Raw genomic sequence first — 15,255 nt, 5'->3', positions numbered from 1 at the left:
ATGGGATGAAAGAGCTATCATCTTGCGTCATCCTCGGGCTTGTCCCGAGGATCTATCCACGTCGCGTAAAATCAATCGGTCGCAGATCCTCGGGACAAGCCCGAGGATGACGTCGAGGGAGGGATGACCCACCCCCGACCATTTTTCACGCGCAGTCCGCAGATCAGATCTGGCGAACGGTGATCTCTTCTTCCGCATCAACCGCAAGCGGGTTCTTCAGCGGCAGGCCGAAACCGGCGGCCTCGATCTCGAAGACATCGCCCGCTTCCGGCTTGATGCCTTCTGCGAAGGAGAGCGTCGCCGTTCCGAACATGTGCACATGCACATCGCCCGGTGCACGGAACAGGCCGTATTTGAAGTGGTGATATTCAAGGTTCGCGAAGGTGTGGGACATGTTGTCCTCACCCGAAACGAACGGCTTTTCGAAAATCACCTTGTCGCCGCGGCGGATGCGCGAGGTGCCGCGAATATCGGACGGCGGAGCACCGACGCGGATTTCCGGGCCGAAGCTTGCCGGGCGCAGCTTGGAATGGGCGAGGTAGAGATAGTTGATCCGCTCGGTGACGTGATCGGAAAACTCGTTCGAGACGGCAAAGCCGATGCGCACCGCCTCACCCTTGTCCGAGATCACGTAGATGCCGGCCATTTCCGGCTCTTCGCCGCCATCGAGCGCAAAGGACGGAGAGGTGAGAGCCGCGCCGGGCGCCGCCGCCACATGGCCGTTGCCCTTGTAGAACCATTCGGGCTGAACGCCCTTTTCGCCGGCCTTGGGCTTGCCGTTTTCGAGACCCATGCGGAACATCTTCATGGAATCCGTCAGGCTTTCCTCGGCGGCTTCCGTGGTCTTCTTGTGCATGCTGTCACGGGTCGCAGCCGAACCGAGATGGGTAAGGCCAGTACCGGTCAGATGCAGGTGCGCCGGATCGGGATGGGTGATCGGCGGCAGGAAGCGACCTTCGGCGTAGGCCTTTTCAAGATCGACAGCATCGCCCAGACCATGGGCGGAAATGACATCGGCAAGGCTCTTGCCGCCATTGGCGGCTTCCATGGCGAGTGCGTAAACCGACTCCGCACCTTTGACGGCGTGCGCCTGCCCGCCCTCTTCGCGAACCGCTACGGTGATTTTGCCACTGGCATCTTTGATCTGTGAAATGAGCACGGGATTTCCTTCCTCCGGCGCAAAGCGCCTTGTCTCTTCTACGCGGCGCATAACGCCTGCATCTTATGAAAGTGGCCGGAAACCGGCCACTTTTTTGACTGCGATAGGGTTGGGGCCGATCAGCCCTTGTTCTTGTTGTAGACGTCGAAGAACACGGCGGCGAGCAGCACGAGGCCCTTGACCATCTGCTGGAAATCGATGCCGAGGCCGACAATCGACATGCCGTTGTTCATGACGCCCATAATGAAAGCGCCGATAACCGCGCCGGTAATCTTGCCAACGCCGCCGGAAGCCGAAGCACCGCCGATGAAGCAGGCCGCGATCACATCGAGCTCGAAGCCCACGCCAGCCTTCGGCGTTGCCGAATTGAGGCGTGTCGCGATGATCATGCCGGCAAGACCGGCCAGCACGCCCATGTTGACGAAGGTCAGGAAGCTCAGGCGTTCGGTGTTGATACCGGAAAGCTTGGTCGCCTTCTCGTTGCCGCCCATGGCGTAAACGCGGCGGCCGATGGTCGTGCGGCGCGTCACGAAGCTGTAGAGCGCAATCAGAACCAGCATCACGATCAGAACGTTCGGCAGGCCGCGATAGGTGGACAGCTGGTAACCGAGGAACAGAATAGCACCTGAGATCAGCAGATTCTGCACAATGAAGAAACCGAACGGCTCGACGTCGATGCCATGCTTCACGTTCACCACGCGACGGCGCCAGGCCAGATAGAACAGCACGACCGTAATCAGCAATGTCAGGATCATCGAGGTGGTGTTCAGACCTTCGATACCACCGATATCAGGCAGGAAGCCGGTGCTGATGATCTGGAAATCGGTGGGGAACGGGCCAATGTTCTTGCCACCCAGCACGAACAGCGTCAGGCCGCGGAACACCAGCATGCCCGCCAGCGTCACGATGAAGGACGGAATGCGGTGATAGGCGATCCAGTAACCCTGGGCAGCACCGATAATGCCGCCGATGACGAGACAAATCAGCGCCGCAAGAAACGGGTTCATGCCCCATTGCACGGTCAATATGGCCGCGATCGCACCGACGAAGGCGACGATGGAGCCGACCGAAAGGTCGATATGCCCGGCCACGATGACGAGCAGCATGCCCAGCGCCATGATGACGATGAACGAGTTCTGCAGGATGAGGTTGGTCAGGTTCACAGGGCGGAACAGGATGCCGCCGGTGTAGAACTGGAAGAAAACCATGATAGCGACGAGCGCGATCAGCATGCCGTATTCGCGGATATTGGAGCGAATATACGACCCGACCGAGATGACGTTGCTTTCTTCGTTTGTGGTGTTTGCCGAACTCATGAGTTCTTCTCCCCTGAGCGCATGATAGCGCGCATGATGCTTTCCTGGCTCGCCTCTCCCTTCGGCAATTCAGCGACGATGCGGCCTTCGTTCATGACGTAGATGCGGTCGCAATTGCCGAGCAGTTCGGGCATTTCCGATGAGATCATCAGAACGCCTTTGCCGTCGGCAGCGAGCTGGTTGATGATGGTGTAGATTTCGTATTTCGCGCCGACATCGATACCGCGGGTCGGTTCATCGAGGATCAGCACGTCAGGATTGGAGAACAGCCACTTGGAGAGCACAACCTTCTGCTGGTTGCCGCCCGAAAGATTGACCGTTTCCTGGAAGATGCCCGACGAGCGGATGCGCAGGCGCGTGCGGAAATCGCTCGCCACCGTCATTTCCTTGATGTCGTCGATGATGCTGGCATTCGACACGCCGGCCAGATTGGCGAGCGTGGTATTGTGCAGGATGTTGTCGTTGAGCACGAGACCGAGATGCTTGCGGTCTTCCGTCACATAGGCGAGACCGGCATCGATCGCCTTGCGCACGGTGCTGACGTCAACGGGCTTGCCGTCGATCAGCACTTCGCCGCTGATCTTGTGGCCATAGGACTTGCCGAAAACGCTCATCGCAAATTCGGTTCGCCCTGCCCCCATCAGACCGGCAATGCCAACCACTTCGCCCTTGCGCACGGTGACATTGATATCATGCAGAACCTGACGGTCGCGATGCTGCTGGTGATAGGCGTTCCAGTTCTTGACTTCGAGAATGGTCTCGCCGATCGGCACATCGCGCGGCGGATAACGATCTTCGAGATCGCGCCCCACCATGTTGCGGATGATGACATCCTCGCTGATTTCTTCCTCGTGACAGTCGAGCGTCTTCACCGTCATGCCGTCGCGCAGCACGGTGATCTGGTCGGCCACCTTGCGCACTTCGTTGAGCTTGTGGGTGATGATGATCGAGGTCATGCCCTGCTTGCGGAATTCCATCAACAGGTTCAGCAGCGCCTCGGAATCGCTTTCGTTGAGCGAAGCCGTCGGCTCATCGAGGATGAGCAGCTTCACGCTCTTTGACAGCGCCTTGGCGATTTCGACCAGCTGCTGCTTGCCAACGCCGATATCGGTGATCAGCGTCTCCGGCGATTCCTTCAGACCCACCTTCTTCAGAAGTTCGCGGGTACGGTTGAAGGTCTGCTGCCAGCTGATGACGCCGTTCGAGGCGACCTCGTTACCAAGGAAGATGTTTTCCGCAATCGACAGAAGCGGCACGAGCGCCAGCTCCTGGTGAATGATGATGATACCAATATCTTCACTGTCGTTGATGGCGCGAAAATTCCGCACTGCGCCTTCATAGTGGATTTCGCCCTCATAGGTGCCGGCGGGGTAAACACCGGAAAGGACCTTCATCAAGGTCGACTTCCCCGCGCCGTTCTCACCGACGAGTGCGTGGATCTCACCCTCCTTAACCTTGAGGTTGACGTTCTCAAGCGCTTTCACGCCCGGAAACGTCTTGGTGATGTTCCGCATTTCGAGAATGGTATTGGCCATATCGCAATCCAGCGCCCGATTAATTCCGGCGTTTTTATTTTTATGGAAAAACGGGGATGACGCCAAGTCATCCCCGCATGTGTCTTCAGCTTATTTCAGCTGGTCTTCCTTGTAGTAACCGCCATCGACGAGAACCTGCTTGTAGTTCTCCTTGGTAACGGCAACCGGCTTCAGGAGGTAGGACGGAACGACCTTGACGCCATTTTCATAGGTCTTGGTGTCGTTCACTTCCGGCTCCTTGCCCTGCAGAACAGCGTTGACCATGTTCACGGTCACCTTGGCGAGTTCGCGGGTGTCCTTGAAGATGGTGGAATACTGTTCGCCTGCAATGATCGACTTGACGGAGGGAACTTCAGCGTCCTGACCGGAAACGACTGGCAGCGGCTGGTCCTTCGTGCCATAACCAACGCCCTTCAGCGAGGAGATGATGCCGATGGAGAGACCGTCGTAAGGCGACAGAACGGCGTCAACCTTGGCGTCGGTGTAATAAGCGGACAGAAGGTTGTCCATGCGGGCCTGGGCCGTTGCCGGATCCCAACGCAGCGTGCCGACCTTGTCCATGCCGGTCTGGCCGGACTTCACGACGAGCTTGCCGCTGTCGATGTAAGGCTGGAGAACCGACATTGCGCCGTCATAGAAGAAGAACGCATTGTTGTCGTCAGGAGAGCCGCCGAACAGCTCGATGTTGAACGGGCCCTTGCCGTCCTTCACGCCAAGCTTGTCGACAATCGAAGTCGCCTGCAGAACGCCAACCTGGAAGTTGTCAAAGGTTGCGTAGTAGCTGACATCGCCGCTGTTGCGGATCAGGCGGTCATAAGCGATGACCTTGATGCCCTGCTCGCCAGCCTGCTTCAGGACGTCCGACAGCGTCGTGCCGTCGATCGATGCGATCACGAGGACCTTGACGCCCTTGGTGACCATGTTTTCGATCTGGGAAAGCTGGTTCGGAATATCGTCATCGGCATACTGCAGGTCGGTCGTGTAACCGGCTTCCTGAAGCTGCTTCACGATGTTGTTGCCGTCGTCGATCCAGCGTGCGGACGACTTGGTCGGCATGGCGATACCAACGGAACCCTTGTCCTGTGCAAAAGCCGGCACTGCGAAAGAAGCAGCACCGATGGCACAAGCCGCCATCAGCGAAATAATGGACTTCATTAACTCTCTCCCTTGAGCCCTTCTCTGGAGCCCGCATGTTGCGGTGCACCATGAAATTCATGCCGTCAGAGGAAGAAGCCGCGTTGCGCTCACCCCGATTTCGCAATTGCGAAATGGAACAGCTGCCGCTCCTCCCCGGCATTCCGCAAATTGTTCTGAATCCATATAACTGTCAAATAGAATAAATCAGTTTCCATATATCAATTATGATATATTAAATCGATACAAAAACCGATGAGGGGTATAAAACCACGAATGAACAACCAAAAAGTGTATGAGCAGGCGCAAACAACAGAGGCCCTTTTCGTCTTTGAGGACAACCCTTTGCTGCGGGCCGGATTGAAGATGAGCCACCTGCGCATGCTGGTCATGATCGAGGAGCACGGGCAGGTCAGCGCAGCGGCGGCCGCCATGAACATGACGCAGCCAGCAGCCTCGCGCATGCTCGCGGAAATGGAGGCGATCGTCAAATCACCCCTTTGTCAGCGGGCCTCGCGCGGGGTGGTGCTGACGAAATTCGGCGAGGCGCTGGCGCGCCGCGCACGCACCATCCTGCTGGAACTGCGCGAGGCGAGCCGCGAGCTCAACCAGATGAAGTCAGGCAGCGGCGGCTCGGTCTATATCGGCGCCGTCACCGCGCCTGCCATCAGCCTCGTGGTTCCCGCCATAAGGCGCGCCATGGACACCTATCCCGGCATTGAAATCAACGTGCAGGTGGAAAGCAGCAACGTGCTGGCGCGCGAACTGCTGGCCGCGCGCCACGATTTCATCATCGGCCGCATTCCCGATGATTTCGACCCCGGCCTCTTCTCCATCCATGAAATCGGCATCGAGCGCGCCTGTCTTGTCGTGCGCGAAGGCCACCCCCTGCTGCGCGGCGAGCCCGTGACCCTGCAGGATCTCTCCGGTTACGACTGGGTTTTCCAGCCGCCCGGCGCGCTTTTGCGCAGAACCATGGAGGATGTCTTTCTGACCCACGGCGTCACCATGCCGCGCAACATCATCAACACGCCCTCCATGCTTTTGACGCTCGCCCTCATCTGCAACACCGATGCGATTGCGCCGATCGCCCAGGACATGGCCGAATTCGTTGCCGGCCAGCAGGCCGATATCGGCCGAACCCGCATATTGCCGACAGATTTCGAACTGGTTGTGAAGCCCTACAGCATCATCACCACCAAGGGCCGGGTTTTGCCGCCCAGCGCCCGCCTGCTCTACGATCTGGTTCTGGATGAGAGCCGCAAGCTGACCGGCCCGTAACGGCGGCAAGCCAGACACCACCTTCACAGTGCATAAAGGCCGGATAGTCAGACCGGCGAGGGAACAGCCGCATGCTCTTCGGACAATCCGTTTTCCAATCGGTCGTCGAAAGGCTGAAACAGGAAAAAGAAGAGGAAGGCGTGGAACCGCCACCGCCCGCCGGTCACCGCATTGCCGGTTTCAGCTCGGGTTTCGTCCTCGACACGCATATCGAAGCGCCGCTGCCCTCGAACGGCAATCTCGATGCCTATCTCGCCTTCATGGCTGAGCCCGCGCCACCGCCGGAACCTCAACCGGAGCCCGAGCCGGAAGCAATGCCGGCTCATCTCGAAAAGACCTCGCTTGCCGATGTCTCCGCGGAACTGGCGATCCACGAAACCGACACGGCCGCAACGCTTGCGGAAAAGCGGCGCGCTTTTGCCCGCCTCAATCATCCCGACCGGGTGAAGCCGCAATTCCGGCACAATGCGACGCTGCGCATGACGGCGGCCAATCTCCTGATCGACCAGGCGATCCGGATGTTGCGAACGCGCGAGCATTTCCGCTGAAAATGCCGGGTCGCCTTATCTCGGAAAATATATAAAACGGAAGATGAGCGGCGCTTCAGCCCGCATCGTTCTTATCGGTGGGCGTGCTTTCGGCGGCGGGCTCATCCGTGCCATTCCCGCCCTTGTCGGCATCGCTTGCGGGTTTGAACTTCAGCAGCAATTCATAGGCCGCATAAGCCCCGACGCCGGCAACGATAGTTCCCCAGAAAAACTCGCGATTGACGAATTCGATGACGGCCCATGCGGCGCAAAAGCCGACAATGAGCAACCGGACCCACAGGGGGCGATAAAGCGGATGACTCGTATCGATATTCAGCATGGCGTTCCCGTCCCGGGCCTTTCCAGTCGATCGCATGATTGCGCCTTCACGCCACAAGACGTGAAGATGCTTATGCGTCTTGGCGGTTTCGCGGGAGAATTGCAACGCAATTCGGCCCGCTGCCGATCAGGCTGACGTGAAAGACCAGCGCGGGAAGATGGTTGCCGATATCGCAAACCATGGAAAGACGGGAACATCAGGCCGCACCCTGCAGCCGCCCAGCACCCGGACTGCCCAAGGCTCTCTTCGACGGTCAGTCGCGCAGGCGTCCGAGCAGAGCCAGAAGCTGATCGCGCGCCTTCTTGCCGCCGATCCGGTCGATGAGCTTTTCCTCACGGTCCCGCCAGGTATTGGAAAGCCGGTCGAGAAGGCTGCTGCCTTCCTCCGTCATGTCGAGGAAATGAACGCGCCTGTCCTCTTCCGATTTGCGGCGGACAAGCAGCCCCTTCTCTTCCATGCTGTCGACGATCGCGACGAAATTGGCCCGCTGTATGCCGAGCGCTTCAGCCACATCGCTCTGTTTGAGGCCCGGATTACCGCCGACGATGACGAGCACGGAAAAATCGGCGGGCCGCAATCCCTGCTCGGCCAGCACATCGGCAAAGCCATTTGCCACGGCAAGTTGCGAGTGCCGCAAGTGATAGCTGATCGCAGTCGTCAGCAACCCATAGTCGATCGCCGTGAGGTGCGCCGCTTCCGCGCTGCCGCTTTCGGCCTTTTCCGTCCGCGGCCCGTTGCTGTGTGCCAATCGCAAAGCCATCCGATCCCCCGCCTGATTCGTTCCTTTACCTTGCCGAAATCATAACCGACAACGTTGCGAAACTGTATCCCAAATAAATGTAGATGATACTAATATTGTATAATAATTTGACAGTTAATCGCCGGCGAAGCAACCACGGACTCCGGATCGCGGTTGGCAAAACAGAAAAAGTATGACTATTTACCCACCAATTTTGAGGGGCTAAAATCGACTCCCGCGCCGTGTTTGAAAGGCATTGCAGCAATCCGGCCGCCACTTCGATAATAGGGCAGGACAACGGTCTGGCTCGGCGATAACATACTACTTATAAGGGAAAATCTATTCCGGTAAAAACACAATACGTCAAACGACGTAACGCCCCGCCGCCACGGAAAAGCGTGCGATGACCTCACAACACGCCCTCACGCCCGGCCCCGCCCGAAAACAGGCTAACTTTCGCAAATCTTTGATTTTTAGACGTTGATGCGGAAACAAAGCTGAGGTATGAACCAACCGCTGCACGCGATTCAAGCGTGACTGCTGCACCCGTAGCTCAGCTGGATAGAGTGTTGGATTCCGATTCCAAAGGTCACAGGTTCGAATCCTGTCGGGTGCGCCATTTATCTTACCCTGACATCGTTTATGGCAATCCTCCACTTAGAAGGCTGCATAGAGCTTTATGCCTGTCTTCCAAAGCGACTAACCCCTTCGGCGCGGGTTCTGTGAACATATTCCTGTAATCACCCGGATGTATTTGCCGCAATATGGCTACAATACTCCTGATCGACGGGTCTGGTTGGGTTGCTCCAGCATGAGCCATCTGGCGGGGTAAAAGGGAAAGTTAATCCATGAAAATCAAGGCAATTATTGCTGTATCCGTATCAGTTCTCATCCTTTCAGGGTGCCAGACGAACCCCAGTTTCGAAAGGGATCAGGAAGTCATAGGAGGAAGTCCCGCCGTCAAACGCAGGGCGGTTCAAAATTGCTATGAAACAACCAAGAAAAAGTCCAAGAGTTCCAAGATTGCCGTGGCTGAAGCCATGAATGTCAGCCCGAACAGCAACGTCGACATGATCTTCTGCACGCGATTAATCGACGCCATCGCAAGCAAGCGAATTACATACAACGATTTGGATAGCGGAAGCCCAGCCTTTATTCGCGCCATGCAGGCCAGATAATTTCCGATCCGGCAAATCTTTCGGATAGGAACGGCGGTCTGCGGAAAAGTAAATAATTCCGACATGCAGCGCTCAAAAAATGCCGCGCGGGAGATCAGGCCCGTGCGGCATTTTTCGTTCTCAGGCGGGCGGGCGATATCAGGCCCGCCAACCCCAGTCATACACAACCCGGCGCCAGGACCATGGAAGCGCCCTGAAATAGCGATCAGAACTCCTGCCAGTCGCCCTTTGTATCGACAGCGGCGTTGCCCGAAAACGCCGAGGCGATCTTGCGACCCAGCGCGCGGACGGGGGATGCCACATATTTGTCGTTGCCGGCGGCGCTGCGAACCGGAGCAGGCTGGCTTTTTTGCTGATAAGCGCCATCGGCGAGCCTGAACTGGGAGAGCAGCTGGTTGAGCGACGCCACTTCCTTGGCCAGGCTGTGGCTCGCGGCATTGGTTTCTTCCACCATCGCCGCGTTCTTCTGCGTGTCCTGGTCCATCTGGTTCACGGCCGTATTGATCTGCTGCAGGCCGGAGGATTGTTCCTGCGCAGCCTCCACGATGGAGACGACGTGCCGGTTGATTTCCTGCACTTCAGAAACGATGGTCTCCAGCGCCTTTCCGGTGTCACCGACCAGCTGCACGCCCTGCTGCACCTGGTCGTTCGATGTGGTGATCAGGGCCTTGATCTCCTTCGCCGCGTTGGCGGAGCGCTGGGCAAGCTCACGCACCTCCTGCGCCACCACGGCAAAGCCCTTGCCGGCCTCGCCCGCACGGGCGGCTTCCACACCGGCATTCAGCGCAAGCAGGTTGGTCTGGAAGGCGATCTCGTCGATCACGCCGATGATGTTGCTGATCTCATTGGCCGATTTGGCGATCTGCTCCATGGCGACCACGGCGCGGCGCACCACCTGGCCGGATTGTTCGGCGCCCGCCTTGGCGCGGCTGACGATCTGGCCCGCCTCCTGCGCGCGTTTGGTGGAATCCCTGACCGTCGTGGTGATTTCTTCAAGCGCAGCGGCTGTTTCCTCCACGGCTGCGGCCTGCTGCTCGGTGCGCTTGGCCAGATCGTCGGCGGCAGACTTGATCTCGTCCGCGCCCGCACCGATGCCGCTGGCGTTCTGCGCCACCTTGGTCAATGCCGCCTGCAGCTTTTCGGCGGACGTGTTGAAATCGTTGCGAACGCCATCCAGCGTCGCGGTAAAAGGCTGGCCGATGCGATAGGAAACATCGCCTTCCGAAAGCTTCGAGAGGCCGGCTGCGAGATTGTCGACGGCGAATTTGACATCGGCCGCCTCCGTTGCCTTCTGCTGCTCCCGCTCGATCCGGTCTTTCTCCGAGAGGCTGCGATTGGCTTCGGTTTCCTGCTCGAGACGAATGCGCTCGACGGCGTTTTCGCGGAACACCTGAACGGCTTTCGCCATCTGGCCCACTTCATCCCGGCGCGCCGTGCCGTCAATCTCCGAGGCCGTTTCACCGCCGGCAAGCGACACCATGCGCTCGCGCAGACGGGCAATCGGCGTTGTGATACCACGAGACGCCACGAACAGCGCCAGAATGATGCCGATCGCAAAAGCAATGCCGACAACCACCAGGGAAGTGAAGATGGTCGAATTGGTCTTGTCGGTCAGATCGTCGCTTCCCTTGACAACACCCTTGGCAAGCTTGTCCAGAAGGGCAGAGATTTCATTCCCGGTCGAGCGGATCAAAGCGTCGGCCTTCATAAGTTCAGCGGCAGATTCCTTGTTGCGATCGGTCGAACCGAATTCCACGGCTTTGTCGGTCGAGGTGATTATGCCCTGAGCCTGGCCCAACAGCTTGTCCAGCCCCGCAGCTTCCTCCGGAAAAATGGTTTTGACATGGTTGAGGCGCGATATCAAAGCCACCTTGTCTGTCTCGTATTCGTGCTTGACGATCTTGAAGTCAGGAATGTTGGTGTCGTAAGCCATGACCTGATAGGCGCCATAAGCCATGGCCTGCAGGTTGCGGTTTGCCCGCGAAAGCTCCACCAGAGCGGCGTTGTCGTTGGCAATAAAATACGAATAGGCCGTGTCCGTCCGCTTGTAGTGCATGGACATGAAGGCTGTGGCGCCAAGGCCGACAATGCAGAGCGGGAGAATGAGCGACAGGATTTTGATGCGGATACTGGCGTTTTGAAGAAAAGACACGGGAACCTCAGGTCATTGAAAAACCGCTCCTTCCCCGTGCCGGAGGTGTTCGGCGAGACTGACATTGCACGTCAAGCGCCTCGATCATCGAAGCTCCGCTAGCCGTATCATCGGCTCTCAACGCATCTGCTTCATGCATGCGCCGGGAAAGCCGCCTGTCCCTTCAAATACGGACAGGCCGCGCCGCCCTAGATGGCATGGCGGCTCCGCAAGCAAAGCGGAAACGCCACGCCGAATTTCGAGGAAGGGAATGAAATCAACCGGTTCTTCAGCCGGTGCACCTTCCGTTTGTTTTCCAGAAAAATGATTATAGTCAAAAACTTTATAATTCCTTCACGACCACCGGTGTCAGCGGCTAGAGGCAAAAGAACGCGATCTTCGTGCGTCGCTCCGTCGCTGGAAGATCAGGGCGACAAGGGCAAGCCCGGCCATGGCGGCGAATATCAATGCTATGTCGCGATAGGCGCCTGCAAAACCGACCCGGGCAATCCATGGCTGGCTTGCCAGCGGCGAGATGAAATGCCCGAGAAACATCGAAGCGGTGACGATGCCGGCGATACGCCCGCGCAGTCTGAGCGGCGCCAGCATGATGGTGGTGGACATGATGCCCGGCATCACCACGCCAAGGCCAAACCCCACCACCGCAAGCGATGACAGCATGGCAACCAGCCCTTCGGCCATGGCAAGCAGCGCAAAACCCGTCGCCATCGACACCAGCCCGGCGGCAATGATGGCGGTCACGCTGACCCTTGCCCGCAATCGCCCGAAATTGAGCGCCGCCAGCGCCCCGGCCAGATTGAAAATGCCGATGGCGTATCCCGCAATGCTGCCGGAAAACACTCCGAGCTCCCGCAGGAAGAACGGCAATTGCGAGGGAATGGTGTAAAACAGGGCATTGACGAGAAACACCGCCAGCGCCAGCACACCCACCAGTAGCCAGTTGACCGCAAAGTCCTGTTCGCCGCCGGCTTTTATACGGCTGTCGCTCCTCACCGGTTCCGACAGAAAGAACAGGGCCGCCGGCAGAATGAACAAGGCGACGGCATAGACCGCGAAGGGCGCACGCCAGTGCAGATCCGCCAGCAAACCGCCCGCCACCACAAAAACCACGCCGCCGATCTGGGTGAAGGCCTGTTGCAGGCCGAGATAACGCTCCCGCGCCGGGCCTTCGAAATAATCGCCCACCAGCGCCGTGCCGATCGTCATGATGGCGCCGATCGCCAACCCCAGAAAAGCGCGCCCGACGAGCAGGCCGACAAGGCTATCGGCAAAAAGGCCGGACATGCCGGAAAGGCTGTAAAGCAGGATCGCGCCGAGCAGCAGCCGCTTGCGGCCGAAGCGATCCGCCAGCACACCGGCAATGGGCGCGCAGAAAGCCACGAAGACCGAGGGCAATGTCAGCACCATGCGGCTCATGATATCCACATGCGGCGTCGACAGGAAAGTCTGCTCGATGGCCGGCAGCGAAGGTGCGACCGTGGTTCCGGCCATGATGGTGAGCGTGGCGACGAACAGGAGCGTCACTTTCAACGCGAAGGATTTTTCGGTCATTCTCACGCCCCCTTGTAAGGTGTTGCGGACCGCGCCTGTTTCAGCGCCCGCGCCCACCAGCCAAGCTTGTTCATCATCGTCTCCAGCGCGCCTGCCGCCGCCGCGCCGGCATCGAGCTGGCCGGCGGCATCGACACGATCCCAGGGATTGGCGAAGCTGACGACATCGCGGATCGTTACCGCATGCAGTTCCGCAAAGACGGGGCGAAGCTGCTCGGTGGCGCGCAGGCCGCCGGAAATCCCGCCATAGGACACGAAGGCCACCGGCTTGGCGCCCCATTCGTCATAGGCGGAATCGATCAGCACCTTCAGCGCGCCGGGGTAACTGCGGTTATATTCCGGGGTGACGACGATGAAGGCATCGGCGCCATCGAGGCTTTGCCGAAGCTGCCGCACCGAGGCGCGCTCGGGCGCGTGGTCCTGCGGCAGATCGAGTTCGCGCGGGTCGATGACCGCCAGCTCCAGTCCCGGCAGAGCCCTCAGCTGGTCAAGCAGCCATTGGCCGACAACATCGCAGAAGCGCGGGTTGCGGGCGCTGCCAAATATGATCCGTATGGAAAGTGTATCATCGCTCATGGAACGTCCTTCAACAGTGTTCCATGTCCTGATAATTCCTCAACTATAGTTGAGGTCAATAGCCGCGTACAAAAAAAGCGGCAGGTTTTGAAACTGCCGCTTTGATTTATGATGGTGGCGTTGAAAAGCGACGCCGGGCTTCAGGCCGCCGCGCGCCGCAACGCTGTGGCAACCTTGTGGATATGCGCCGCACCAATGCCGCAGCAGCCGCCGATCATGGTCGCGCCCGCATCCGCCCAGGAGCAGGCAAAACGGGAATAAACATCGTCTGTCAGATCGGCGCGCGTGTCATGCAGCCCTTCATTGGCGGCGGAATCACCCTGCTCGCCTTCAAAGGCATTGGCATAAACGCCGATTTCCAGTGACACACCCTTTTCCGCGAAGACGGCGGCGGCCGTCTCAACCGCGGCTTTCATGACTTCCGGCTTGCTGCAATTGAACAGAAGGGCGGCCGCGCCCGATTGCGCCGCCCATTCGGCGGCCGCCTTGACCGTTTCACCGGAGCGAAGCGCAGGCTCGCCGCCGGTCGCAGCCGCATCATCATTGAGCGTGAAGGAAATCCAGAACGGTTTGCCAGTCGCGGCAACGGCTTCACGCACCGCCTCGCCCTCGGCGATCAGGCTGAGCGTCTCGCCGAGCCAGACGTCGACATGAGGCGCGAGATTATCGACCAGCACCTTCAGATAGGCCTGCACCCGGCCCGCATCGAAATTCTGCGGCTCATAGGAACCGAAGATCGGCGGCAGCGAACCCGCCACCAGCACCTTGCGGCCGGAGGCATCCACCGCTTCGCGCGCCAGCTTACCCGAAAGGGCGATCAGCGATGCGCCGTCCTTCTGGAAACGCTCTTCGCCGATGTGGAAGGGCACCAGCGCATAGGAATTGGTGGTGACGACATCGGCGCCGGCTTCGATGAATTCCTGGTGCACCTGCCGCACGATCTCAGGCGCGTCGATAAGCGCCAGCGCAGACCATTCCGGCTGTTTCAGCACGGCGCCGAGCCGCTGCAATTCGCGGCTCATGCCGCCGTCGAGGATACGGATTGTGCTCATGGTCATAACTCCCTGAATATTTATCGCCGGACGGGCACCTGCTGTTCGATAAGGCCGAAACAGCGGGCGATGATGGCGGTGAGAATGAGATAAAAGACGGTGACGACGATCAGCGGCTCATAGACGAGCAGCGTGTCCTGCCGCACCTTGTAGGCGACGGCGTAGAGATCCATGACAGTCACGGTGAAAGCAAGCGGCGTCGCCTTCAGCTGCATCACCACCTCGCCGGCAATGGTCGGCAGCGCGATGCGGATGGCGCGCGGCAGCCAGATGCGGCGAATGAGGGTGAAGCGGCCCATGCCGAAAGCCCTGCCCGCCTCCAGCTCGCCTTTCGGCACGGCCAGCAGCGCGCCGCGCAGAACTTCCGCCTCATAAGCCGCATAATTCAGCGTGAAGCTGACGGCCGCGAAGAAGAATCCTTCACGCAGCACCGGCCACATGAAGCTTTGCCTGATGCCGGGGATCATCGGCAGAAGCGAGCCGACGCCGTAATAAAGCAGCCAGAGCTGGATGAGCAGCGGCGTGCCCCGGAAGAAGGTGCAATAAGCCCGCGCCAGGATTTTCGTCGTCCGCCCGCCGCTCACCTGTGCGAAGGCGAGCCCGATGGCCAGAAGAAACCCGATGCTGACGGAGATGACAAGCAGCGCCACCGTCTGCCATGCACCCGAAAGAAGAAGCGGCCAATATTTCGCGACCCATGAAAAATCCATGCCGTC

At 59.0% G+C, this 15,255-nt stretch carries 14 protein-coding genes and 1 tRNA gene; 4 read left to right on the top strand and 11 right to left on the bottom strand.

Going from position 1 to position 15,255, the window contains the following annotated elements; all coding sequences use genetic code 11:
- Positions 1–163: 163 nt before the first annotated feature.
- The 4 genes from araD1 to chvE all read right to left on the bottom strand — a co-directional run bounded on the left by araD1 (position 164) and on the right by chvE (position 5,165).
- Positions 164–1,159 (bottom strand): 2-keto-3-deoxy-L-arabinonate dehydratase AraD1, encoded by a 996-nt coding sequence (araD1, locus tag V6R85_RS08330; RefSeq protein WP_162691836.1) that lies wholly within the window; start codon positions 1,157–1,159, stop codon positions 164–166.
- 119 nt (positions 1,160–1,278) lie between these two features.
- Complete coding sequence (gene gguB / locus V6R85_RS08325; protein ID WP_020809403.1) at positions 1,279–2,475, bottom strand: sugar ABC transporter permease GguB; 1,197 nt, start codon at positions 2,473–2,475, stop codon at positions 1,279–1,281.
- On the bottom strand, positions 2,472–4,010 hold the full coding sequence (gguA, locus tag V6R85_RS08320; protein ID WP_111834150.1) for a sugar ABC transporter ATP-binding protein GguA: 1,539 nt from the start codon (positions 4,008–4,010) through the stop codon (positions 2,472–2,474). Before gguA ends, gguB begins: the two co-directional genes overlap by 4 nt.
- Positions 4,011–4,100: 90 nt before the next feature.
- A complete protein-coding gene (gene chvE, locus V6R85_RS08315; RefSeq protein ID WP_060725212.1) occupies positions 4,101–5,165 on the bottom strand; it encodes a sugar ABC transporter substrate-binding protein ChvE in 1,065 nt (354 codons plus the stop codon).
- Positions 5,166–5,420: 255 nt separating this feature from the next.
- Here chvE and V6R85_RS08310 point away from each other — a divergent pair, with 255 nt between their 5' ends.
- Together V6R85_RS08310 and V6R85_RS08305 are read left to right on the top strand one after the other, a co-directional pair.
- Positions 5,421–6,425 (top strand): LysR family transcriptional regulator, encoded by a 1,005-nt coding sequence (locus V6R85_RS08310; protein WP_003509470.1) that lies wholly within the window; start codon positions 5,421–5,423, stop codon positions 6,423–6,425.
- Positions 6,426–6,496: 71 nt separating this feature from the next.
- Entirely contained in the window at positions 6,497–6,973 is a 477-nt protein-coding gene (locus V6R85_RS08305) for a hypothetical protein (RefSeq protein ID WP_111834151.1), read from the top strand.
- Between the two features lie 55 nt (positions 6,974–7,028).
- Here V6R85_RS08305 and V6R85_RS08300 read toward each other — a convergent pair whose 3' ends face one another.
- A complete protein-coding gene (locus V6R85_RS08300; protein WP_107675885.1) occupies positions 7,029–7,292 on the bottom strand; it encodes a hypothetical protein in 264 nt (87 codons plus the stop codon).
- A 253-nt stretch (positions 7,293–7,545) separates the two neighbouring features.
- Positions 7,546–8,052, bottom strand: a complete 507-nt coding sequence (locus V6R85_RS08295; protein WP_020809385.1) for a MarR family winged helix-turn-helix transcriptional regulator — start codon at positions 8,050–8,052, stop codon at positions 7,546–7,548.
- 521 nt (positions 8,053–8,573) lie between these two features.
- On the opposite strand from V6R85_RS08295, the gene V6R85_RS08290 reads away from it, so the two are divergent.
- Positions 8,574–8,650 (top strand) — tRNA-Arg (locus tag V6R85_RS08290).
- Between the two features lie 229 nt (positions 8,651–8,879).
- Entirely contained in the window at positions 8,880–9,209 is a 330-nt protein-coding gene (locus tag V6R85_RS08285; protein ID WP_060725215.1) for a hypothetical protein, read from the top strand.
- A gap of 205 nt (positions 9,210–9,414) precedes the next feature.
- Here the strand turns inward: V6R85_RS08285 and V6R85_RS08280 are convergent, their stop codons facing one another.
- The 5 genes from V6R85_RS08280 to V6R85_RS08260 all read right to left on the bottom strand — a co-directional run bounded on the left by V6R85_RS08280 (position 9,415) and on the right by V6R85_RS08260 (position 15,249).
- Positions 9,415–11,361 carry a methyl-accepting chemotaxis protein gene (locus V6R85_RS08280; protein ID WP_060725216.1) on the bottom strand — a complete coding sequence of 649 codons (1,947 nt, stop codon included), beginning with the start codon at positions 11,359–11,361 and terminating at the stop codon, positions 9,415–9,417.
- A 348-nt stretch (positions 11,362–11,709) separates the two neighbouring features.
- Positions 11,710–12,912 carry an MFS transporter gene (locus tag V6R85_RS08275; RefSeq protein WP_111834152.1) on the bottom strand — a complete coding sequence of 401 codons (1,203 nt, stop codon included), beginning with the start codon at positions 12,910–12,912 and terminating at the stop codon, positions 11,710–11,712.
- 2 nt (positions 12,913–12,914) lie between these two features.
- On the bottom strand, positions 12,915–13,487 hold the full coding sequence (locus V6R85_RS08270) for an NADPH-dependent FMN reductase (protein WP_003509456.1): 573 nt from the start codon (positions 13,485–13,487) through the stop codon (positions 12,915–12,917).
- Between the two features lie 140 nt (positions 13,488–13,627).
- Positions 13,628–14,539: a homocysteine S-methyltransferase family protein gene (locus V6R85_RS08265; protein WP_111834155.1), complete on the bottom strand. Its 912-nt coding sequence runs from the start codon at positions 14,537–14,539 to the stop codon at positions 13,628–13,630.
- A 20-nt stretch (positions 14,540–14,559) separates the two neighbouring features.
- Complete coding sequence (locus V6R85_RS08260; protein WP_020809379.1) at positions 14,560–15,249, bottom strand: ABC transporter permease; 690 nt, start codon at positions 15,247–15,249, stop codon at positions 14,560–14,562.
- Positions 15,250–15,255 lie beyond the last annotated feature (6 nt).

The sequence above is a fragment of the Agrobacterium sp. CCNWLW32 genome (assembly GCF_037083425.1).
GTDB classification, from domain to species: domain Bacteria; phylum Pseudomonadota; class Alphaproteobacteria; order Rhizobiales; family Rhizobiaceae; genus Agrobacterium; species Agrobacterium radiobacter.
The sequence above is the reverse complement of the archived record's forward strand: the minus strand, read 5'-3'. Positions and strand labels throughout refer to the sequence as shown.